The following is a 20,141-nucleotide window of genomic DNA, read 5'->3' as shown; positions in this document are numbered from 1 at the left end:
AGCAAATGAGCAAGGAATCAGACCCGGTGCCCGGTCGCAGGGAAGGCAGACCCGCGCAAGGTCCTTCGGAGCAGCCGAGCGCCGCTGCCGTTGACCAGGGCCCTGTACTGCCGACCCGGCGTGCCCTCCGTTTGGCCCGGCTGGAGGCCGAACGCGGAACCTCTTTCGGCGACACCTCTTCCCGGGGCGCCGGTCCGGCCGTGGAAAGTTCCTTGAGCGTCGAGGAAGCAGTCGCGGCGGCGCACGCATTGGTCGAGGACGCGCGCGAGCAGATTGACAACCTGCCGGCCGCCGCGACGGCCGATCCGCTGGCCGTGGATCCTGACATCATGGCTCAGCAACGTGCCATGGCCGAACGCGCCGAGGTGCTCAACCGGCACACCCAGGCCAGGGAGTGGCTGGCGCAGGACAGCATCCAGAGCAACCCACCAATCAGTGATCCGGCAGCTGCCCACAATCTGGCCATGGTGACCCCGCTGGAGTTTATCCGCGTGCCTGGCATCGACAGGCCCGTCATGCGGCCGCCGACCACCTCCCATATTCCCGTGGTTTCACGACTGATGCCGCTTACGCGCACCGGGCCCGCGTCGTCTCCGGCTGTTCCTGCCGCGGATGTACCGGCACAGTCGCCCACCCGGGATCAGCTGCCGGCTGCTGCATTCGAGCGAACCGAAAGGCCGCCGCTGCCGGCAGGAAGTGCTCACGGTCTGGAGCCGCTGGACGCCGTAACCGCGGGCTTGGGACGGCTTCAGCGCAACAGACTGATCCTTTGGGGCGCAATTTTGATAGCAGCCGTGGCTCTTATCACCGGATTTATATTGATCATTACCGGACTGGCCCGCTAGGCCACACCGCCCAACCAGAAGGAAATCAGTGACCGCAACAGAAAGTTCCGTCGCCATCGTCAGGGCAGCCGCCCGGGCAGCCTCGGACAAGCTCGCCCTGGACATCATTGCCTTGGATGTGAGCGACGTACTGGCCATCACGGACATCTTCTTCATCGCGTCCGCGCCCAGCGAACGGCAGGTGAACGCCATTGTCGACGGCATCGAAGAGGAACTGATCAAGGCGAACCTTCGCCCGGTCCGCCGAGAGGGCCGCTCCGGCGGCCGTTGGGTTCTGCTGGACTATGCCGAAGTGGTGGTCCACGTCCAGCACGAAGAGGACAGGATCTTCTACGCGCTGGAGCGCCTCTGGAAGGACTGCCCCGTCATTGACCTGCAGCTTGAGGCCGAGGACACATCGGCGAAGGCGGATGCCCAGGGTGCTGCGGAGGCCGGACCCGCTGCCGCCGATGGATCAGCGGACCCGGCAGAGTAGCACCCGGACCACAACGTGAAGAGTTCAGGATTGTCACAATCCGCCGGTGAACGCCGGCGGATTGTTTTCTGGCGCCACGGGCGGACCCGGTGGAACGCGCAACGCCGCTTTCAGGGCCAGGCGGACATAGCGCTCGACGACGTTGGCCGCGCGCAGGCGGACAAGGCAGCCGCTCTGCTGGCCGCCGTCGGGCCTTCCCTTATCGTCTCGTCGGATCTTCGGCGTGCCCGGGACACCGCGCAGGCCCTGGCGGATCTTACCGGGCTGGAAGTTGGAACGGATGTACGGCTGCGGGAGACCTATGCCGGAAAGTGGCAAGGCCTGACGTTCGAGGAGATCGCCGAACGCTATCCGGATGAGGTACTGCGCTGGGAGCGGGATGAGGGTGGAGTGCGGGCCGGCGGGGGCGAGACCCGGGTAGAAGTGGCCGAACGCATGAGACGGGCGGTTCTGGCCGCGCTTAAGGGTCTGGAACCGGGAGGGACCATGGTCGTCACCACGCACGGGGGAGCGGCAAGGGTGGCCATCGCCCGGCTGATGGGACTCCCCTACGTAAACTGGGCCTCATTGTCCGGGCTGTCCAACTGCAATTGGTCCGTGCTGGAGGAACCTGACGGCGGCGTGATTGGGGGACCAGACGGCCCCTGGAAGCTGACTGAACACAACGCGGGCACTCTTCCAGAACCGCAGCTCGAACCCGTCGAAAATTAGCAGTCGGTTCCCGGCCCGAATTTAACCCGCCGCCGTGCGGTCAATACGCCGATTTGGTATCTGGGGATTTACTGTTCTAAGATTGACAAGTTGCTCCGGCGAGGTCGTGAAACTCCGAAACGAAGCAATAGAGATTGGGGCTGTGGCGCAGCTGGTAGCGCACCTGCATGGCATGCAGGGGGTCAGGGGTTCGAATCCCCTCAGCTCCACCAAAAAACCGCTGGAACTCAAGGATATTAAGAGTTCCGGCGGTTTTCTTGTCGTCCGGGTTTTAAGTGCAACCGTCTCGTACTATATCAACGAAATATAGTTGTCCTCATGGAGCCGTCCCAGCAGATCTCGGAAGCGCGCGCGACTGAGCCAGTCAAAACTTGCCGAAGTCAGTGGGGTTGCGCAGCCGAACATCTCCGCCTGAGGCTGGGGTACGTGTGCCGCGACCGGAGACTTTGGCAACAATCCTGAAGGCAACGCGACTGCGACCATCTCTCACTATGGACGCTCACGGTGCTGAGATTCGCCAAGCCGCCGTCCGAAACAGACTCTCTAAAGTCAGAGTTTTCGGCTCCTGCGCAACGGGTGCGGACATGCCGGACAGTGATGTTGATTTGCTGGTCCATGCACCCATGGGCGTTACGCTTCTCGACGTTGCCGGATTCCAAGCGGAGGCGGAAGACATCTTGGGTATTCCTGTAGACGTCATTACTGACGGCAGCAGCGGCTACGGGATGGCTCGCATCCTCACAGAGGAAGCGTCGAGGAAGTTGTCATCTGGGAGACTATTCGCACCAGCATTCCGGTATTCGGTCAACTAATCCAGACGGCATTCGGTAATCGGCATCCGTAATATCAGCAGGCGGAGGCCGGCCGCTTCGAATGGTCTCAGCTCCACTGTTAGTTAGGTCGCGTCGGGGTAGCCATCCGTGTCGGCGCCCGGGTCGGCGTGGAAATACCTGCCGTAGCCGGTGGAGTCGGGTCCGCCGCTAACAAGGCATCGGACAGGCCTGTCCGGATAAGTTCCTGCGACGAGTCAGTAGGCATCCGTCAGCCGTACGTTGACGAACCTAAGCTTTCTACGTTTCGTTGACGCCCCACTCCTGCTGACCTGAGCAAGGCATAGCCAATTGCATGGCCTTACCGCCCGTTCTGCGCTTTACTGGGGCTATACCTATTGTGGTCAACGGAATGAGGCGGATCGTATGGATACAACTGCGGTGATCTGGATAATCGTCGTCGTGATCGTCGTCCTGATAATTTTGGGACTCCTGTTTTTCTTGGGTCGCAGGCGAAAGGTCACAGCGGATCGGCAACGCGCCGGAGAGCTCCGCGAGTCGGCGAAGAACGATGAGTTCAGCGCCCGCGAAAGCGAGGCGAAAGCCGCCAGGGCCGACGCGGACGCAAAGGAAGCGGAGCTCAACGCCGAAAAACTGCGGAGGGAAGCAGGCCGGCGTCAGGATCACGCCCAGACCGCGCGAAGCCGTACCGAGGAACAGATCAGGGAGGCGGACAGGGTTGATCCCGACGTCGATTCCCACGGTCGACGGACCGCTCCAGAGGCCCGCAATTCGGCCCCCAAAGAGGCAGTGGAGAGGGAAGGCAATTCCGTGCGCCCGGACGACAGGCAGATGGGGCACCAGCTCCCGCCGGAGACCAAGGGATCCGAGGACCGGCATCAAGACTAAAGGCGACTCCTACGAAAAGACTCCAGACGCCGCTTATCCCGACGCGGACGCCAGGTGCCCGTGCCTCAGCGGCGAGACCTATGGCGCGTGTTGTAAGCGCTACCTGGAAGGAGACGAGCCACCGCCCACAGCCGAGTCACTGATGCGTTCGCGCTATACGGCCTTCGCCGTCGGCGACATTGCGTACCTGCTGCGGAGCTGGCACCCGAGCAGCCGTCCCGAGCAATTTGAGCTCGATTCGAGCCTGCGCTGGTACCGGCTGGACATCCTCTCCACAACGGCCGGTGGCCCGCTGGACACCGAAGGAACGGTGGAATTCCATGCCTATTTCAAGCACGACGGCGGCGCTGGCAGTCAGCGCGAGTTCAGCCATTTCGTCCGGGCCGGCGGGCGCTGGCTATATCTCGACGGCCTAGTCGCCTCCTGATCGGGTCACGGAAAACACATCGAAGTGACTATTGCCTGCTGAAGCCGCTGCCTCCTGAAGCCGCTGCCTGCTGAATTCATTGCATGGTGAAGCGGCGTGCCACGAAATCGTGCACAGCGGGCACGGCGATCAGTCGTGCCAAGGTACAGTTCCGCATAGTCATGATGGCAGGCGGCAGCGGCCGTCCCAGGGCCATGTTGAGATGTGCCTGGCGGACGGCCTGCCGGGCAGCCCGCTGCCGTCGCTGTTCGAACGCCTGCAGTGCGCCGGAGGAAGGTTTACCGTCGAGTGCGGCGGTGATGATCGGGGCGAGTTCTGCGGCATCCAGCCAGCCCAGGTTCATCCCCTGACCTCCAATTGGACTGATCTCATGGGCGGCGTCTCCGATCAAGGCCACCCGTCCGTGGATCAGTCTGCGGGCCAGTCTTGCACGGACGGTGAAGGCGCTGAGCATGCTGTTCGTGCCGGAATCGACAACGGCGCCGGTCCGCGCCCGGATGAGCTGCGCCAGCGAACCAGCATTGGGCCGCACGCACAGGGAGTCGGTATGGACCACCCAGCGCCTTACGTCGCCGGGCAGGGGGAAGGATTCCACGATGCCCCCCGGCTCCAGATGCAGCACCGCCGTTGAGCCGTCACCTGTGTCGTCATGAAAATCGCCCATCAGGTAAGTATCTGGATAGTTGCGGTTAAAGGTTGCGACGCCCAGCTGCGAGCGAAGGCCCGATCGGGCGCCGTCGGCGGCCACTAGCAGACGCGCGCTGAACCCAGTCTCGACCTGCCCGTCCTGCCTGCCCTGCCCGAGCTCCCTGTCCTGCCCGATCTGCCCGCTCTGCCTGTCTTGCCCGATGCCCCTGTCTTGCTCGATGCCCCTGTCAGGTTCCGATCGGCGGACGCGGGCCGAGACGGTGACCTGCCTGCCGTCGTCGTACGCGTGCAGTACCTGCGCCCCACGCACCAAGGCCCCGGGCCCTTGCGCCTGCAGCCGCTCTTCCAAGACCGATTCCGTGACGGACTGCGGTACCGCCAGCACAAACGGATGAGCCGCCCGGCCGCCGGAAAATGACAAACCGGCGAGATCTGCGCCCCGGGTTCGTGCCATCCCGTTGTGGATCTTCACGCCTTGAGCGATCAGGGGTGCCGCGACTCCAATGGATTCCAACGCGGCCAGGGACGGCGGATGGATGCCGATGGCGCGAGAATGATTGCTCCGTTGGGCGCGTTTCTCCAGCACCAGGACGTCCACGCCGGATTGGCGCAGTAAGGTACCCAAAAAGAGGCCCACCGGCCCACCGCCGGAAATGATGACATCATGCATGGCGCGCTGACTCCGGGGAGCTGACTACCCGCCCGTGGGCGACGGCCGTGTACGTCAGCAGGTTGCGGAACGGGCCCTGCGGTTGCACTCGCCACGTCGGCGGTACGGCGGACCGAAGCTCGGACGCGGTGTAACTGCGGCGGATGGAGGTCAGGCCATCGCGGCGGATAAATGAGCGGTGGAAGACGGGCAGTGTGCCGGCGGAAAAAAGGGCGTAAGCCAGCGGGCTGCGCGCAATGTCGCTATGGACGCTGGCCTGCGTGGCCAATAGCTGTGAATCTGCGAGCAGACCGTGTAGCTGCGGCGCGCTGAGGTGGTGGAGGACATGGTTGGAGATAACCAAATCAAACGTTGCCCCCTCCGCCACCAGTTCCGAGCTGAAAGCCCGTCGGAACGTTAGCCGGGGGACAGCGGGCCGGGCGGCGGCAAAGGCATGGGCCCGTTCATCCGGATCGATGGCGGTGATGCGCAGTGGCAGTCCGTCCCGCGCGGCCCACGCGGCGAGCCGGCGTGGAACATCCCCTCCGCCGCAGCCTATGTCCAGCAGCGTAGTTGTCCGGTCGGCGGAGAGCAGCGGACGCAGCTGCTGGATGTAGGTGCCCCGCCAGCCGGCCACGGCGGCGTTGATGAGCGGGAACTGCGCGTAGGTCCGTTCCAGCAGCTGCGGATCACAGTCCGGCTTGTCCATTTCCTCCACTGCCCCCGTGGCCCGGTGGCGCAGGAAATCACCGGCAGCCCGGTGGCGCAGGAAATCCCGTGTCATGGCAGCCCGGGCGTCAAAGTCCGCGGCATCGTGGTCAGACTGTCACCGGTTGCGCGAACGCCGCAGCCTGTGACGCGGCGCCGGCCGCCCTGGGCTGGCCGGGGACTTTCGTAAACAACCCGGTCTCCACCGTCAGCCCGGGGCCGAAGGCCATGGAACAGATCCGTTCCTCCGCGCCATCTGCGGTTTCGTCCGGGACCTGCTCGAGAATGTGTTTGAGTACGAACAGCACCGTAGCGCTGCTCATGTTGCCGTAGTTGCGCAGCGTTTCGCGGGCGGGCTTCAGCTGTTCGGCGCTGAGGCCGAGTTTGGCCTCCACCTTATCCAGAATGCTGCGGCCCCCGGGATGGATGGCCCAGTGCCTGATGTCGCGGTACGGCAGAGCGCTGACGATAGGATCCCGGGCCAGCAGCGGCTCCAGCGCACCGACGATGTGCTCGTCAATGATGTGCGGGACGTAGCTTCCCAGAACCATCTCGAAGCCCTGATCCCCGATGTTCCAGGCCATGGACTCCTCGCCCACCGGGGTCAGCGTCGTCTCAAAATGGTCAAGACTGATTCCGGCGCCGGTCTGCGGCAGTTCCTTGGCGCTGACGACGGCGGCGGCGGCCCCGTCCGCGAAAAGTGAAGAGCCCATGATGGCATCGGGGCTGTTGGAGGTCCGCACGTGCAGGGAACACAGTTCCGCGCTGACCACGAGCACCACGGCCTCGGGATCCGCCTCGCAGAACGACTTGGCCGCCCGCAGCGCCGGGAAGGCGGCGTAGCAGCCCATAAAGCCCAGATGGTAACGCTGGACGCCGGGATTGAGCCCGAGCGCACGGACCACCTTGTAATCGGGGCCCGGGTTGAAAAATCCGGTGCAGGAAACGGTGATCACGTGTGTGACATCCGAGGGGCCGATGCCCGCACAGGCATCGAGTGCCTTCCGGGCCGACTCGACAAAGAGCTTCGTGGCTTGGACGGCAAAAATGTCATTGCGGACCTTGGTGCTGGGGCTGAACATTTCTCCCGAGGCGGCATCGAAGAAGACGGGATTTTCACTTCGCTGCGTCCGGGTCAGTTCCTCCACGGCCGTATAACGGGTATCAATCCCGGAACCGTCAAAGCAGGTTCGTACCAGACGAGTCCCCAGCCGGGTCAGACCCGGTTGCGCGGCGAAGACGTCCCGGGCTTCGGTCTGTATCAGGACCGTCGGCGGGACGGCAGTTTCCAATGCTCTCAGGATGACCGTCATAGTCCATTGTGCAAGGACGGGGTGACAGAAGACAATGGTAAGCCAGCTGTTGTTATGGTTCCACCGGCTCCCGGGCGCCGTAACCACCGTGCCCATCGGCAGTTCGGGCGGGCAACTGGGCCGTTCGAATACGGCCGGAATATTACAAAATAATAGACAAAAGAGGAAACACCATGTCGTATTCCCCCAGCACAGCCATTGTGACCGGTTCGGACTCGGGGATCGGACGGGCCACCGCCGTCGCGCTCGCGGAGGCCGGGCTCAATGTCGGCATCACCTGGCACCAAGACGACGCCGGGGCGCAGCAAACTGCCGCGCAGGTCCGCGCCCTTGGCCGAACAGCCGTCGTGGCGAGGCTGGACACCACGGAGTTGCCGGAATGCGGCGACGTCATTGACAAGATGGCCGAGGAGCTCGGCGGACTCGATGTGTTCGTCAATAACGCCGGCGCCGGAGACGGGCTGAAGTTTCTGGAGCTTGGCTATCAGGACTGGTGCCGCACCGTCGATACGGATCTCACCGGTGCCTTTGTCTGTATCCAGCGAGCGGCCCAGCGGATGGTCCGGGCCGGCCGCGGTGGCAGGCTGATCGCCGTGACCAGCGTCCATGAGACGCAGCCTCGGGTGGGGGCCGCGGCCTATGATGCCGCGAAACACGGACTCGGCGGCCTGATGAAAACGGTGGCGCTGGAACTTGGCGAGTACGGCATCACCGCGAACTGCGTGGCGCCCGGGGAGATTGCCACCCCGATGACGGGACAGACAGACGAAGACCCGCGGGCCACGGAACGTCCCGGCATTCCGCTCGGGCGCCCGGGCGACGCACGGGAGGTTGCCGCGGTGATCGCATTCCTGGCCTCCCCGGCCGCCAGTTATGTCACCGGTGCCTCTTGGGCGGTCGACGGCGGCATGCTCCAGATGAGCCCACAGGGCGGCTCGAACATCATTAGTGACGAGTGGCGAAAAGGCCAGTGAATGAGGCAGTGAATGAAAACCGGGATGCGTACCTTGACTCGGTGCTGATCGGCGGCCGGGAGCCCATATCGATTCGTATTGTCGAGTATGCTCCGGACTGGCCCGCGCACTTTGACAGGCTGGCGGACAGGGTCCGGCAGGCCCTCGGCGAGCGGGCGCTTTCCGTGCAGCATATCGGGTCCACTTCCGTACCCGGACTGGCGGCCAAACCCATCATCGACATGCTGCTGATCGTCGCCGACCTCGCCCCTGAGGAGCAGTACGTTCCGGCGCTGGAGACGTCCGGATTCATCCTCCGGGTCCGCGAGCCGGGACACCGCATGTTCCGTACTCCGCAGCGGGACGCGCACCTGCACGTCTACGCAGCGGGGGGCTCCGAGACGTCCGACTACCTGGACCTCAGGGGCTGGCTCCGGACGAACGAGCCGGACCGGCTTCTGTACGCGGAACGAAAACGGGAGCTTGCCCGGCAGACCTGGACCGACATGAACTACTACGCTGACGCCAAAACCGCGGTAATAGCACAGATCCTCCGCAGGGCCAGGGCCGGATAGTCCGCCATCCGGCATCCGGCTCTGGCCCGGCACCGGAACGCGTGTCATTCTTCGGCGGCGGTGCCTTCGTCCAGATCCGGATTCTGTTCGCGCGCGGGCCCAGGTTCGGCCAGCGCTTTCCGCGCGTGCAGAATGTCACCGACGAACAGATCGTAAATCAGCACGCCGATCACCCCGCCGATCAGCGGGCCGATAATCGGCACCCAGAAGTAGGCGCTGAATGAGCCGTCGACCGTCCCCGGCAAGGCGACATCGCCCCAGCCGGCTACCCAGGCGAACAGCCGCGGGCCGAAATCACGGGCCGGATTGATGGCGTATCCGGCGTTGGCTCCGTAGGACATGCCGATCGCTGCGACCGCGAAACCGATCATCAGCGGGCCCAGATTGGCCTTCACCGCGGTATTACGCAGATCGATGATGGCCACAATGAGGAGAATCAGAAAGGCGGTGCCCACAATCTGATCGGTCAGCGGACCGATCATGTCCCCGTTGTAATAGGGGGCCGGGAAGGTGGCAAAGATAGAGAATGTGGCGTTCCCGCCGGGATCGGTCCTGGCCACCTTTGAGGCCCGGTTGAACGCGTCTATCGCCTGATGGTAAACGAGATAGACCAGGGCCGCGCCGGCAAAAGCCCCGACCACCTGCGCCGCAATATAGGGAAGCACCTTTTTCCAGGCAAAGTTCCGACGGACGGCAAAAGCCAGTGTGACCGCAGGGTTCAGGTGCGCCCCGCTGACACCGCCGGCCACGTAAACGCCCAGTGCCACGGCGAACGCCCAGCCCCAGGTGATCAGCAACCAGTCCCCGGCGGCATTGAAGATAGTGGTAGAGGTCGCCGCACGGCCGCTGCCGGGGAGCGCGGCCACGGCCGTGGCCACGACGCCGTCGCCGAAGGCGATCAGGACAAAGGTGCCCAGGAACTCGGCCAGTACCTCACCCCAGGTTCCGCCGACCCTTTTGAGACCGCTGCCGTTGCGGATCGCATTCCGCAACGGAGTTATTTCGCTCATGATGACCCCTTTGGTCGTCGATGACGGCGACGCCCTAATTGATTAAATGAACACCCTTAAGTTGACTAACCAAACGTCCTTATGCTAGCAGCAGGCATACCGTCTGGCCATGGCTGGGCAGAGCTGGGTCCGGTCCGGGTTGGGGAATGCCGCGGCTAAACTGGTCAGGGTCTGATTCCGACCACGACGCGATCGACAGTCCGAAGGATGGCATGGCAGACGGCACGGCAGGCAGAGCGGATCCCGGCGCGCTGTTCAATTTCAGCGCGCTCCGCCGTTTCCCGGATGTGGAGGCGGAGAACCTCTTCGCCTTCGATGCCAGTGACACACTGATTCTCTCCGAGTCCGCGGCAGCCCTTAACGGGCTCGACGGCGGCGCGCTCGACGGCGGCGCGCTCGACGGCGGCGCCGTTGCGGTCGTGGGCGACAGGTACGGCGCGCTGACCCTCGCGGTGGCGTCGTTTCTGGGTTCCGTGGACCTTCGCGTTCAGCAGGACCTCGTTTCCGGCGCGCGGGCGCTGGACTGCAATGCCGCCGAGCTCGGACTGTCCGGCGGATTTCGCCGGGTCCCGCTGGGGGAGGAGCTCTTCGCCGGCGTCCGGGTGGTGCTCTGGCAGCTCCCGCGGAGTCTGGCCGAGCTTGCCGAAGTGGCGGATCAGATCGCCCGCTACGCGCACCCTGGCGTCGTCGTTTTTGCCGGCGGACGGATCAAGCATATGACCGTGGCGATGAACGCTGTGCTGCAGGAATCGTTCGCCGATGTCCGGGCCGGGCTGGGGCGGCAGAAGTCACGTGTGCTCACCGCCCGCGGGCCGATCCGGCCCGCGGGTGAATCCCTCTACCCGGTGAGGGAATTCAGCCACGAACTGGGGCTGTGGCTGTGCGCCCATGGCGCCACGTTTGCCGGCGCCAGGCTGGATATCGGTACGCGGTACCTGCTGGGCTTCCTGGACGGGATGAAGCCGGACGCCCGGCAGGCGGTGGATCTAGGCTGCGGCTCGGGGGTCGTCGCGGCCGCCCTGGCCGCCGCAAGGCCCGCCCTCACCGTAACGGCCACCGATCAGTCGGCCGCCGCCGTCGCCTCCGCCGCCGCAACGGCACACGCCAACGACCTCGCCGGGCGGATCACCGCTGTGCAGGACGACGCCATGGCGGGTTTCCCCGGCGGCAGTGCCGATCTGATTCTGCTGAATCCGCCCTTTCACTTGGGTGCCACCGTGCACACCGGGGCGGCCCTCAAGCTCTTCGACGCCGCCGCCCGTGTGCTTGCTCCGGGAGGAGAGCTGTGGACGGTGTACAACAACCACCTGGACTACCGGGCGCAGCTTCAGCAGCGAGTGGGCCGGACCTCGGTACAGGGACGGAACGCTAAATTCACCGTGACCGTTTCGGTGCGCGGCCGGACCGGTTAGTCGATCGCTTCGAGGATTTCGCCGAACGGAATCCGCTCATCCAACACGGCCTGGATTTCGTCGTGCTGGAGGAGCTTGACCCTTACCCCGTGCAGCCTATCGGCCGCTGACTGCTGAAGTACCGGTTTCACCGTCGCGACCACTGCGGCCGGTTTGCCCTCAAGGTAATTCAGGTAACTGGCTGGGAGTATATTCATGGCCACAGCATAGACCTGCGGCCGGGGAGCGTGGAAGTGCCAAAATCGGGCCCCGCGACGTGCGCGTCCGGGTCAGCTCTGCAGGCCCAGGCGATCGGCCGATTTGGCCCGCATCTCCATCTTCCGCACCTTCCCCGTCACGGTCATCGGAAATTCGTCGACCACCAGAACATAGCGCGGAATCTTGTGCCGGGAGAGTTTTCCTTCGCAGAAGACTGCGAGCGCGGCGGCGTCCAACACTGGAGCGCCGGGCCGAAGCCGAATCCAGGCGCACAGCTCTTCGCCGTATTTAGGGTCCGGGACGCCCACCATCTGGACATCCGCGATGTCCGGGTGGGTGTACAGGAATTCCTCGATTTCGCGCGGATAGAGGTTTTCACGCCGCGGATCACCATGTCCTTGATCCGACCCGCAATATTGACGTAGCCGTCATCGCGCATTGAGCCAGATCGCCGGTGTGCATCCAGCGGGCCTGATCGATGGCCTCGTCGGTTTTTACCGGGTCATTCCAATAGCCCAGCATGACCGAATGGCCCCGCGTGCAGAACTCGCCAGGTGTTCCGCGCGGGACGGTGAGCCCGGTGAGCGGGTCGACGATCTTGACCTCCAAGTGCGGATGGACCTGGCCGACGGTGGCGGTGCGGCGTTGCAGGTCATCGTCCGGACGTGTCTGCATGGAGACTGGAGACATCTCGGTCATGCCGTAGGCAATCGCGACCTGAGTCATGTTCATCTCGCTGATGCAGCGTTTCATGACCTCCACGGGACAGGGCGAGCCGGCCATGATGCCGGTCCGCAGGGTGGAGAGGTCGTAGCCGGCGAAGTCCGCCAGGTTCTGTTCGGCGATGAACATGGTGGGGACGCCGTAGAGAGCCGTGCACTTCTCATCCTGCACTGCCTGGAGCGTGGCCCTCGGATCGAAGGAGGGAGCCGGAATGATGATCGCCGCGCCGTGCGACGTGGCACCAAGGTTGCCCATCACAATGCCGAAGCAGTGATAGAACGGCACCGGGATGCAGAGCCGGTCCTCGTTGCTGAACCCTATGGTCTCCGTCACGAAGAAGCCGTTATTGAGAATGTTGTGTGATGGCTGAGGGTGGCGCCCTTGCGATAGCCCGTGGTACCGGACGTGTACTGAATATTGATCGGGTCATCGGCGCTGAGGGTTGCCATCCGGACGGCGACGGCGTCGGCGGCCAACGTGCTGCCGCCTGCGAGCAGGTCATCCCAGCCGGGATCGCCGATGTACACCACGTCCGTCAGATCCGAGCACTCGGACCGGACCGCCTCCACCATGGCACGGTAATCAGTGGACTTGTGCCCGGTCATCGACACGAGCAGCTTCAGACCGGACTGGACCAGTGCGAAGCGCAGCTCGTGCTCCCGGTAGGAGGGGTTCACATTGACCAGAATGGCGCCGATCTTGGCACTGGCGTACTGCACCAGCACCCACTGGGCACAATTGAGGGCTTAGATCCCCACCCGGTCGCCCTTGGCTACACCCGCTGACATCAGTCCACGGGCCAGCGCGTCGACGTCGCCATTGAGTTCCTCATAGGTCCAGCGCCGGTCCGCCCCAAGGTCCACCAGCGCTCGCGCCCGGCATTCTCCGCGGCGATCCTGCTGAAGTTGGCACCGATGGTCTCGCCCAGCAGCGGCAGGGCGGACGTACCGGAAACGTATGAAGGGACGGCGGACCGGGCATCGGCAGGCGCGGGAGCAGGGACCCGGGTGGCGTCGTGAACATCATTGGTCATAATGCACACGCTAATGCGGGCAGGCGCGATGGGTAGTCGTGCCCCATGCCGTGGACGAAGTGGACGGCGTGGACGGCGTGGCCGGAATCCGGACCGGTTCGGCGAATTAAGCCAACTGCTGCGGCAGCGGTGCCGGTAGGAAACCCGTCCTCGGAGGCGACTGGTCAGCGGTGGAATTTGCGGTTAAATTCGGCCGAAGAGGTCCCCGCCATGAGGTTTCCGCATATTCGACGGCTGTATTCCGTAAAGGTACGTCTTAATTCGCCCAGCGGTTGTGCTGCCGGCACCGGGTGCGTAGAGTCTTTTTCAAGTTACTGAAAGTAACGTGTCAGCGATCCTCGCAACGGCGTCCGGCCAGCTTCCAGATGCCTGAGGGTGTGGGTGCCCCCATGTGGGCCTGACATTTGCACGCAGAACGCCGATTGCCTGCCTCCGGTCCAACCACGGGGACGGCAACGCCGCGATGGTTTCCCTCCTTCGGGACGGGCCCCATTCCGGCGGGCCCTTCTGGTGATCCTTTTTCGCATAGCATTGGCGTTCGCGCGCTTGTCGGCTAACACCGGCGTCGCGGGCGTCAATGGCAACCAGCCAAGGACAGCAAATGTCACCTCCAAGCCTGCTGCAGGCGCACCCGAAACTCTCCGGGACCGCTCCCAATGCCCTCTCCTACGAGCTCTATCCGCCCCGCACCCCGGCGGCGTTGGCCAACCTTTGGACCACCATCCGGGAGCTGGAAAGCACCAATCCGGACTACGTCTCTGTCACCTACGGTGCCAGCGGCTCCAACCGGAATACCGCGGTGGAGCTGCTCAACCGGCTGCTGACCGAGACGACACTGCGGCCGCTGGCGCATCTGACCTGCGTCGGCAATACCGCGCAGGAGCTGGCGGCCATCGTCACCGACCTGCTGGACCACGGGGTGCGCGGGATTCTTGCCCTGCGCGGAGACCTTCCGAATGGGGCGCAGCCTCAACATCGTCCCGGTTCGCTGACCTACGCCCAGGACCTGGTCGAGCTGATCCGGCGCGTGGAGCAGCGCCGCACCGCCCTGCTCTGCGCCGGAAAGGTCGCCGTAGGCGTCGCCGCCTACCCCAAAAAACATCCCGAGTCCCCAAGCGAAGAACACGACGTTGAGGTGCTTCTGGCCAAGCAGCGTTCCGGTGCGGACTTCGCCATCACCCAGGTTTTCTTCCATCCCTCGGAGTACGAGGAGCTGCTGGCCCGGGCCCGTCGTGCAGGAGTGACCATCCCGCTGATTCCGGGCGTCATGCCGCTCACCAGCGTGCGCCGGCTGCAGCGTTTGGGGACCCTGGCCGGCGTCGAACCATCCCCGGATCTGGTCCGGGCGCTGGCCGCGGCGGACGACGACGGCGAACGCCGCCGGATCGGAGTGCGGGCCACCGTCGATCTCGCCCGCGCCGCCCTCGACGCCGGAGCACCGGGGATCCACCTGTACACCTTCAACGAGCATGGCGCCGCCCTGGACGTGCTTGACAAACTGCAGCTGCTCCGGCCCGAACGGCCCCGCTCTGTCCACCGGCAATCGGCACTGTGAGCCGGCTCACCCCGCCATAGGTCCTGCCTGACCCGAACCGCCCCGCCCCGCCTGAGTTGCCCGACCCGGACCGAATCGGCCCGACTGACCCGCCTGAGTATTTGACTACCATTGAGGACCTGAATCATGACTGACATCACCGACACCATCGCTGCCGACACGACAACTGTTGACACGGCAACTGCCGGCACTACGGTTGCCGACACCGCGCCCGCGACGGCAGCCGACACCAGCGCCGCAATGCCGGTGTTCCCCGACGCGTCCATTCTGGGCTACCCGCGGATCGGCCGCCGCCGGGAACTGAAGAAGGCGGTCGAATCCTTCTGGGCCGGCCGCATCGATGCCGCGGCCCTTGATACGGTGGCCAAGGACCTGCAGCTGGCCACGGCCAAGCGGCTCCAAGGCCTGGGCCTGACCGGGTCCGCGGCCGTCCCCGGCACTTTTTCCTACTACGACCAGGTACTGGATGCCGCCGCGCACATCGGCGCCGTTCCGGCCCGCTTCGGCGCACTGCTCGATCGCGAAGGCCGGCTGGACATCAACGGCTACTTCACCATGGCCCGAGGCACAGCCGCACAGCAGCCGCTCGAAATGACCAAATGGTTTGACACCAACTACCACTACCTGGTGCCGGAAATCGGCCCGGAAACCGTCTTCTCACTGACATCGACCCGCATTGTCGAGGAATTTGCCTTCGCCCTGGCCAACGGTATCCACACCCGGCCGTATCTGGTGGGTCCGGTCACCTTCCTGCTGCTGAGCAAGGCTTCGGATGACGCCCCGGAAGGGTTCTCTCCGCTGAGCCGCCTGGCGGATGTCCTTTCGGTCTACGCCGAGCTGCTCGAGCGTCTGGCGGCGGCGGGTGCCGACTGGATCCAGCTTGACGAGCCGGCCCTGGTGGCGGACCAGAACGTTCCCGTCGCTGAGGTTCAGGCGGCCGTTGCCCGGGCGTACGAGGTACTCAGCGCCGTTGCCGCCCGTCCGGCCATTCTGGTCAGCACCCCCTACGGCGCCGTGGATGAGCTGCTTCCCACGCTGGCCGAGAGCAATATTGATGCCCTGCACGTGGACCTGTTCAAGGGTGCCGTACCGGCGCCGGATCAGCTGGCCCTGCTGGCCGGCAAGACCCTGGTGGCCGGATTGGTGGACGGTCACAACATCTGGCGCAATGACCTGCAGTCCTCGGCGGCCAAGCTGGCCGACCTGCGCAAGAGTGGGCTGACCGTCGCGGTCTCCACCTCAACGTCAACACAGCACGTTCCGCACGATGTGCAGGAGGAGACGCAGCTGCGTGCCGAGCTGCGCAGCTGGCTGGCCTTTGCGGATCAGAAGGCCGCCGAGGTGGTCACTCTGTCCGGCCTGCTCACGGATCCGGCGTCGGTGCAGCCGGCCATCGACGCGGCGTCGGCTGTCATCGCCTCCCGTGCCGCCGCCGTCGGCGTTCACCGCGCTGAGGTTCAGGCGAGGCTGGCCGCGCTGACCGCCGCGGACTTCAGCCGGGACGCCTACGCCGCCCGTGCCGCCGTGCAGGAAACGGAGCTGGCTCTGCCGGCGCTGCCGACCACCACCATCGGCTCGTTCCCGCAGACCAGTGAAATCCGCTCCGCTCGCGCGCGCGCCAACAAGGGCGAGCTGACGCAGCAGCAGTACGAGTCACTGATGAAGGACGAGATCCGGCGTGTGGTGGACCTGCAGGAGGAACTCGGGTTCGACGTGCTGGTGCACGGTGAGCCCGAGCGCAACGACATGGTGCAGTACTTCGCCGAGAACCTCGAGGGATTCGACGTGACGGTACACGGCTGGGTCCAGTCCTACGGCAGCCGCTGCACCCGCCCGTCCATTCTCTGGGGCGACGTCACCCGCAGCCGGCCGATCACGGTCGAATGGGCGCGATATGCGCAGTCCCTGACGGCCAAGCCGATGAAGGGCATGCTGACCGGCCCGGTCACCATCCTGGCGTGGTCCTTTGTCCGCGATGACCAGCCGTTGGGGGAGACCGCCAACCAGGTTGCCCTGGCACTGCGCGACGAAATCGCGGATCTGGAGGCCGCCGGGATCCGGATCATCCAGGTGGATGAGCCGGCGCTGCGCGAACTGCTTCCGCTGCGCAAGGCGGATCAGGCGTCGTACCTGGACTGGTCTGTCCAATCCTTCCGTCTGGCAACCGGTGGGGCGGCAAACGGCACGCAGGTCCACACCCATCTGTGCTACTCCGAATTCGGCGCGATCATCGACGCCATCGACGGACTGGATGCGGACGTGACGTCCATCGAGGCCGCCCGCTCCCGGATGGAGGTCGTGCATGACCTGGAGGACCACAGCTTCGCCCGAGGTGTTGGCCCGGGCGTTTATGACATCCATTCGCCGCGTGTCCCCGGCCAGGCTGAGGTCGTGGAGCTATTGGAGACCGCCGTCCGGCATGTTCCGGCGCGCCAGCTCTGGGTCAACCCGGACTGCGGGCTGAAGACCCGCGGCTACGCCGAGACCGAGGAGTCGCTGCGCAACCTGGTTGAAGCGGCCAGGGAAGTCCGCACCCGGATCGGCTGACGGGTGCGCTGGTCCAGCCGGCCGGCACCCCACTGGTCGAGCCTGGCCGGCACCCCCACTGGTCGGGCCGCGCAAGATCAACCGTCCGTGCCGCCGTCGTCGTCCCGTCAGCCAACGGAACGACGACGGCGGCGTGCGTTTTGCAGGGGAGTTAGCTGCCGCCCGGGAGTAGATTGGTGCCATGACCGAGGACATCTCCGGACAGGTCGCCGCCGCCCGTGCCGTGTTTAATTCCGGCGCCACTCGTTCCCTTGCGTGGCGGACCGAGCGGCTGAGAGCGGTGCGGCGCATGCTCACCGAACGCGGTCAGGAATTCGCCGATGCCCTGCGGCAGGATCTGGGCAAACATCCCAGCGAGGCGTGGCTGACCGAGATCGGCTTCGTCACCGCGGAAATCAGCCACACGCTGAGGAACCTGACACGCTGGCTGGCTCCGGAGCGATCCGCCGTGCCGCTGGCCCTGCAGCCGGCCAGCGCACAGATTATCCGCGAGCCCCTCGGCGTCGTGCTGGTGATCGCGCCGTGGAACTATCCCGTGCAGCTGCTGCTGGCACCAGCGGTTGGCGCGCTCGCAGCGGGTAACACGGTGGTGGTCAAACCCAGCGAGGTGGCCCCGGTGACCTCGGCCGCGATGCAGCGCTGGATTCCGCAGTACCTGGACAGCGCCGTTTTTGTGGTGGAGGGCGGCGCGGCAGAAACCACGGCATTGCTCACGGAACGCTTTGACCACATTTTCTACACCGGTAATGGGGTGGTGGGGCGGCTTGTCATGCTGGCCGCGGCCGAGCACCTGACCCCGGTGACCCTGGAATTGGGCGGGAAATCGCCCGTTTATGTCGACGATTCGGTGGACCTTCCGGCAACGGCGATGCGGCTGGCCTGGGGCAAATATCTCAACGCCGGCCAGACCTGTGTGGCACCGGACTATGTCCTGGGCTCCGCGGCGGTGCTGGTGGAACTCGCGCGGCTGCTGCCGCTGGCCATTTCTGCGCTCTATGGTGCGAATCCGCGCCGCAGCACCGAATACGGCCGCATTGTCAACGACCGGCATTTTCAACGTCTGGTTGGATTGCTGGACACTGCAGATGTGATCACGGGAGGGGAACGGGACGCTGATTCGCGGTACCTGGCACCGACGGTGGTGTGCGCCGGCGCGGCCTCACCTCTGATGCAGGAGGAGATCTTCGGCCCGGTGCTCCCGCTGGTGGAGACATCGGACGCGGATGAGGCCATCCGCTTCATCAATGAGCGGGACAAACCGCTCTCCCTCTATGTCTTCACCGAACGCGCGGAGATCAAGGTCCGGTTCACGGAGCAGACGTCATCGGGCGCGCTCTGTTTCGGCATTCCCGCGGCGCATCTGCTGGTGCCCGGACTGCCGTTTGGCGGCATCGGGGCCAGCGGAATGGGCGGTTATCACGGGCGCTTCTCCGTGGATACGTTTTCGCACCGGAAGGCCGTCCTGGATAAGCCGCTGAAGCCGGACACGATGAGGCTTGTCTACCCGCCGTTCAATGCGCTGAAGAATTTGGCCATCCGGAAAGTCGTCGCGCCTAATGCTGCGGTATGCGGCCCAGCCGGTGCAAAATTCCGGAGAGCAGATCCACGAAAACCCCGACCTGAGCGGTCTGCTTCTCGTTGATCAGCAGCGCAAAGATGTTCCGGGCGAGCCGGATTTCCGGAACATCCAGCACAACGATGCCCGGCGGCCGCTCACGCAGGGCCAACTCCGGCACCAGCGCAGCACCGAGACCGGCCGCGGCGAGCTCAAGGCTGGCATTGAAGTCGTCGCTGTACACCGCCACCGTGGGGTACAGATTGCAGCTGGCAAAGAGCCGTTCGATCACCGATGCGTCGCTGGTCCCCGGATGGTGCATGATCCAGGGCATATCTGAAAGCTGCGCCGCGGCAACGACCGCCCCGGTTCGGATTCCCCAGGCTTTGGGAAGCACCACGCGGAAGTTGTCGTCGCCGATCCATTGCCGGTTGACCGTGTGCGGCCAGGCGAGACCGCCCTGGCCCACCTGGTAGATCAACGCGACATCGAGTTCGCCCCCGGTCCGCAGCCCGGCGATGGTCTGCGCCGGCTCGGCCACCGATACCTTCAGGTTGATGCCTAGATCGTGCCAGGCAGGGTCCGCCAGCAGCTTGGGCAGGACGTGACTCGCCAGCGAAGGGAAGATGCCTAACCGCAGTTCCTGGGTGGTGGTCGCATGCGTTCGGGCGGTAGCCGCCAGCAGCGCGTCGATGTCGGTTAGTACCTTGGCCGCGTGCCTGGTCATGACGATGGCGGCTTCGGTGGGAAGGACGCTCCGGGCGGAGCGTTCAAACAATATGACGCCGGTATCCCGTTCCAGGGCCGACATCTGCTGCGATACCGCCGACGCGGTGTACCCCAGCCGTCCGGCCGCGGCGGCGAACGAGCCCAGGCGCGTGACCTCGAGAAGAGTCCGGAGGTGAATCGGATTGACCATAAGAGTTCCCTTTCTCGGAGCGTCGCCAGCGCCAGCAAGACTACACCACGCCGACGGGGTGAATCGTCCGCGTTCTGCTGACGCAGGACATCGCTACCCATCATTCAAGGCGCCCCCGACACGCCGACCCGCGCAACACGCCCGTGGATTTATGTGGCTAACTACTCCACAGGCTGTGGATAGCGGGGCCTTTATCGGCGGGATTC

General features: G+C 64.8%; 18 protein-coding genes, 1 tRNA gene and 1 pseudogene. 13 read left to right on the top strand and 7 right to left on the bottom strand.

Going from position 1 to position 20,141, the window contains the following annotated elements; all coding sequences use genetic code 11:
• Positions 1-5 precede the first annotated feature (5 nt).
• The 7 genes from ACLLJI_RS11675 (at position 6) to ACLLJI_RS11645 (ending at position 4,137) form a co-directional block, all read left to right on the top strand.
• Positions 6-845 (top strand): hypothetical protein, encoded by an 840-nt coding sequence (locus tag ACLLJI_RS11675; protein WP_434612436.1) that lies wholly within the window; start codon positions 6-8, stop codon positions 843-845.
• A gap of 28 nt (positions 846-873) precedes the next feature.
• Entirely contained in the window at positions 874-1,320 is a 447-nt protein-coding gene (gene rsfS / locus ACLLJI_RS11670; protein ID WP_434612434.1) for a ribosome silencing factor, read from the top strand.
• 30 nt (positions 1,321-1,350) lie between these two features.
• Positions 1,351-2,031 carry a histidine phosphatase family protein gene (locus ACLLJI_RS11665; RefSeq protein WP_434612432.1) on the top strand — a complete coding sequence of 227 codons (681 nt, stop codon included), beginning with the start codon at positions 1,351-1,353 and terminating at the stop codon, positions 2,029-2,031.
• A gap of 136 nt (positions 2,032-2,167) precedes the next feature.
• Positions 2,168-2,243, top strand: a tRNA-Ala gene (locus tag ACLLJI_RS11660).
• A gap of 279 nt (positions 2,244-2,522) precedes the next feature.
• Positions 2,523-2,843, top strand: coding sequence for a nucleotidyltransferase family protein (locus tag ACLLJI_RS11655; protein ID WP_434621485.1), 321 nt, complete (start codon positions 2,523-2,525; stop codon positions 2,841-2,843).
• Between the two features lie 384 nt (positions 2,844-3,227).
• Entirely contained in the window at positions 3,228-3,710 is a 483-nt protein-coding gene (locus tag ACLLJI_RS11650; RefSeq protein WP_434621753.1) for a hypothetical protein, read from the top strand.
• On the top strand, positions 3,700-4,137 hold the full coding sequence (locus ACLLJI_RS11645; protein ID WP_434621482.1) for a YchJ family protein: 438 nt from the start codon (positions 3,700-3,702) through the stop codon (positions 4,135-4,137). The genes ACLLJI_RS11650 and ACLLJI_RS11645 overlap by 11 nt, the downstream gene beginning before the upstream one ends.
• Before the next feature lie 76 nt (positions 4,138-4,213).
• Here ACLLJI_RS11645 and ACLLJI_RS11640 read toward each other — a convergent pair whose 3' ends face one another.
• From ACLLJI_RS11640 to ACLLJI_RS11630, 3 genes are read right to left on the bottom strand one after another with little or no spacing between them, the layout of a single operon-like run.
• Positions 4,214-5,455 carry an FAD-dependent oxidoreductase gene (locus ACLLJI_RS11640; protein ID WP_434612430.1) on the bottom strand — a complete coding sequence of 414 codons (1,242 nt, stop codon included), beginning with the start codon at positions 5,453-5,455 and terminating at the stop codon, positions 4,214-4,216.
• Positions 5,448-6,218, bottom strand: a complete 771-nt coding sequence (locus tag ACLLJI_RS11635; protein WP_434612428.1) for a class I SAM-dependent methyltransferase — start codon at positions 6,216-6,218, stop codon at positions 5,448-5,450. The genes ACLLJI_RS11640 and ACLLJI_RS11635 overlap by 8 nt, the downstream gene beginning before the upstream one ends.
• A gap of 34 nt (positions 6,219-6,252) precedes the next feature.
• On the bottom strand, positions 6,253-7,455 hold the full coding sequence (locus tag ACLLJI_RS11630) for a type III polyketide synthase (protein WP_434612426.1): 1,203 nt from the start codon (positions 7,453-7,455) through the stop codon (positions 6,253-6,255).
• A gap of 173 nt (positions 7,456-7,628) precedes the next feature.
• Between ACLLJI_RS11630 and ACLLJI_RS11625 the strand changes: the two genes are divergently transcribed.
• Positions 7,629-8,429, top strand: coding sequence for an SDR family oxidoreductase (locus ACLLJI_RS11625; protein ID WP_434612424.1), 801 nt, complete (start codon positions 7,629-7,631; stop codon positions 8,427-8,429).
• An 8-nt stretch (positions 8,430-8,437) separates the two neighbouring features.
• Complete coding sequence (locus tag ACLLJI_RS11620) at positions 8,438-8,983, top strand: GrpB family protein (RefSeq protein ID WP_434612422.1); 546 nt, start codon at positions 8,438-8,440, stop codon at positions 8,981-8,983.
• A gap of 44 nt (positions 8,984-9,027) precedes the next feature.
• On the opposite strand, the gene ACLLJI_RS11615 is transcribed toward ACLLJI_RS11620, so the two are convergent.
• Complete coding sequence (locus ACLLJI_RS11615) at positions 9,028-9,993, bottom strand: MIP/aquaporin family protein (protein ID WP_283559271.1); 966 nt, start codon at positions 9,991-9,993, stop codon at positions 9,028-9,030.
• Positions 9,994-10,205: 212 nt separating this feature from the next.
• On the opposite strand from ACLLJI_RS11615, the gene ACLLJI_RS11610 reads away from it, so the two are divergent.
• Positions 10,206-11,405 (top strand): class I SAM-dependent methyltransferase, encoded by a 1,200-nt coding sequence (locus tag ACLLJI_RS11610; protein WP_434612419.1) that lies wholly within the window; start codon positions 10,206-10,208, stop codon positions 11,403-11,405.
• Here ACLLJI_RS11610 and ACLLJI_RS11605 read toward each other — a convergent pair.
• Positions 11,402-11,602, bottom strand: a complete 201-nt coding sequence (locus ACLLJI_RS11605; RefSeq protein WP_283559273.1) for a hypothetical protein — start codon at positions 11,600-11,602, stop codon at positions 11,402-11,404. The genes ACLLJI_RS11610 and ACLLJI_RS11605 overlap by 4 nt on opposite strands.
• 72 nt (positions 11,603-11,674) lie before the next feature.
• Positions 11,675-13,359, bottom strand: a pseudogene (locus ACLLJI_RS11600) (AMP-binding protein).
• 601 nt (positions 13,360-13,960) lie between these two features.
• Between ACLLJI_RS11600 and ACLLJI_RS11595 the strand changes: the two are divergent.
• The 3 genes from ACLLJI_RS11595 (at position 13,961) to ACLLJI_RS11585 (ending at position 19,103) form a co-directional block, all read left to right on the top strand.
• A complete protein-coding gene (locus tag ACLLJI_RS11595; protein ID WP_434612417.1) occupies positions 13,961-14,914 on the top strand; it encodes a methylenetetrahydrofolate reductase in 954 nt (317 codons plus the stop codon).
• A 240-nt stretch (positions 14,915-15,154) separates the two neighbouring features.
• Entirely contained in the window at positions 15,155-17,461 is a 2,307-nt protein-coding gene (metE, locus tag ACLLJI_RS11590; protein WP_434621479.1) for a 5-methyltetrahydropteroyltriglutamate--homocysteine S-methyltransferase, read from the top strand.
• 181 nt (positions 17,462-17,642) lie between these two features.
• A complete protein-coding gene (locus ACLLJI_RS11585; protein WP_434612415.1) occupies positions 17,643-19,103 on the top strand; it encodes an aldehyde dehydrogenase family protein in 1,461 nt (486 codons plus the stop codon).
• Here the strand turns inward: ACLLJI_RS11585 and ACLLJI_RS11580 are convergent.
• Entirely contained in the window at positions 19,015-19,935 is a 921-nt protein-coding gene (locus tag ACLLJI_RS11580; RefSeq protein WP_283559277.1) for a LysR family transcriptional regulator, read from the bottom strand. The two genes, ACLLJI_RS11585 and ACLLJI_RS11580, sit on opposite strands and share 89 nt — an antisense overlap.
• Positions 19,936-20,141: the final 206 nt, after the last annotated feature.

Origin of the sequence: Arthrobacter sp. A5 (genome assembly GCF_051131705.1) — a bacterium.
GTDB lineage: Bacteria > Actinomycetota > Actinomycetes > Actinomycetales > Micrococcaceae > Arthrobacter_M.
Note: the sequence above shows the minus strand (reverse complement) of the source record. Positions and strands in the feature narration are given on the sequence as shown.

Bases quoted from the DNA above. Each gene is read 5' to 3' on its own strand.
- metE (WP_434621479.1), top strand. From the start codon at position 15,155: ATGCCGGTGTTCCCCGACGCGTCCATTCTGGGCTACCCGCGGATCGGC.
- ACLLJI_RS11650 (WP_434621753.1), top strand. From the start codon at position 3,228: ATGGATACAACTGCGGTGATCTGGATAATCGTCGTCGTGATCGTCGTC.
- ACLLJI_RS11585 (WP_434612415.1), top strand. From the start codon at position 17,643: ATGACCGAGGACATCTCCGGACAGGTCGCCGCCGCCCGTGCCGTGTTT.
- ACLLJI_RS11640 (WP_434612430.1), bottom strand. From the start codon at position 5,455: ATGCATGATGTCATCATTTCCGGCGGTGGGCCGGTGGGCCTCTTTTTG.
- ACLLJI_RS11610 (WP_434612419.1), top strand. From the start codon at position 10,206: ATGGCAGACGGCACGGCAGGCAGAGCGGATCCCGGCGCGCTGTTCAAT.
- ACLLJI_RS11595 (WP_434612417.1), top strand. From the start codon at position 13,961: ATGTCACCTCCAAGCCTGCTGCAGGCGCACCCGAAACTCTCCGGGACC.
- ACLLJI_RS11580 (WP_283559277.1), bottom strand. From the start codon at position 19,935: ATGGTCAATCCGATTCACCTCCGGACTCTTCTCGAGGTCACGCGCCTG.
- ACLLJI_RS11615 (WP_283559271.1), bottom strand. From the start codon at position 9,993: ATGAGCGAAATAACTCCGTTGCGGAATGCGATCCGCAACGGCAGCGGT.
- ACLLJI_RS11625 (WP_434612424.1), top strand. From the start codon at position 7,629: ATGTCGTATTCCCCCAGCACAGCCATTGTGACCGGTTCGGACTCGGGG.
- ACLLJI_RS11675 (WP_434612436.1), top strand. From the start codon at position 6: ATGAGCAAGGAATCAGACCCGGTGCCCGGTCGCAGGGAAGGCAGACCC.
- ACLLJI_RS11630 (WP_434612426.1), bottom strand. From the start codon at position 7,455: ATGACGGTCATCCTGAGAGCATTGGAAACTGCCGTCCCGCCGACGGTC.
- ACLLJI_RS11605 (WP_283559273.1), bottom strand. From the start codon at position 11,602: ATGAATATACTCCCAGCCAGTTACCTGAATTACCTTGAGGGCAAACCG.
- ACLLJI_RS11655 (WP_434621485.1), top strand. From the start codon at position 2,523: ATGGACGCTCACGGTGCTGAGATTCGCCAAGCCGCCGTCCGAAACAGA.
- ACLLJI_RS11635 (WP_434612428.1), bottom strand. From the start codon at position 6,218: ATGACACGGGATTTCCTGCGCCACCGGGCTGCCGGTGATTTCCTGCGC.